General features: G+C 65.8%; 1 protein-coding gene. It reads left to right on the top strand.

The window, feature by feature from the left end; genetic code table 11:
• Positions 1-1,057, top strand: a 1,057-nt coding sequence (locus ACCAA_RS04905) for an Ig-like domain-containing domain (protein ID WP_186406118.1), incomplete at both ends; no start/stop codon positions are given.

Here is a 1,057-nt window from a genome sequence, read left to right as displayed (position 1 = left end):
CGCCGCCGACACCACCGCCCCGACCGTCACTACCTTCAGCCCGAGCGACGGCGCCACCGGAGTCGCCACCAGCAGCAACATCGTGCTGAGTTTCAGCGAACCCATCGCCGGCGGCACCGGCAGCATTCTTCTCAAGACTGCCGCCGGCGCTACCGTCGAAACCTTCGACCCGGCGACCAGCAACCGGCTGACGATCTCCGGCAGTACGCTGACCATCGACCCGAGCAGCACGCTGGCAGACGGCACCGACTATTACGTTACCCTCGCCGCCGGAACGATCAAGGACCTGGCGGGCAACAGTTACGCCGGCACCAGCACCTACGACTTCACCACCGCCGCCGACACCACCGCCCCGACCGTCACTACTTTCAGTCCAAGCGACGGCGCCACCGGAGTGGCCACCAGCAGCAATATCGTGCTGAGCTTCAGCGAACCCATCGCCGGCGGCACCGGCAGCATTCTTCTCAAGACTGCCGCCGGCGCTACCGTCGAAACCTTCGATCCGGCGACCAGCAACCGGCTGACGATCTCCGGCAGTACGCTGACCATCGACCCGACCAGCACGCTGGCAGACGGCACCGACTATTACGTCACCCTCGCCGCCGGAACGATCAAGGACCTGGCGGGCAACAGTTACGTCGGCACCAGCACCTACGACTTCACCACCGCCGCCGACACCACGCCCGCCCCCTCATACACCGTTCCCGGCACCCTGGGCAACGACTTTTTCATTCCGTCCGCCGGCAACAACTATCTGGGCGGCGGCGGCAACGACACCTACGTCATCAGCCCCAATACGCTGTCCGGTTCCGTCACCGCCAAGATCACCGACACCGAAGGCAACAACGTCATCCAGCTCGTCGACGGCACGACGATCAGCGCCAGCAGCTTCTACGGCAACGCCGCGCAACTGACCCTCACCAGTGGGGCCATCGTCCAGATACTCGGTGCCTCGGTGTTCGGCTATCAGGTCGGCGCCAACGCGCCCGCCGGTGACACCGCCGCCGCCCAGACCTATTCCCAGTTCGCCAGCACCCTCGGCGGTGCGGTGCCTGCC

The organism is Candidatus Accumulibacter aalborgensis, from assembly GCF_900089955.1.
Classification (GTDB): Bacteria; Pseudomonadota; Gammaproteobacteria; order Burkholderiales; family Rhodocyclaceae; genus Accumulibacter; species Accumulibacter aalborgensis.
The sequence above is the reverse complement of the archived record's forward strand: the minus strand, read 5'-3'. Positions and strand labels throughout refer to the sequence as shown.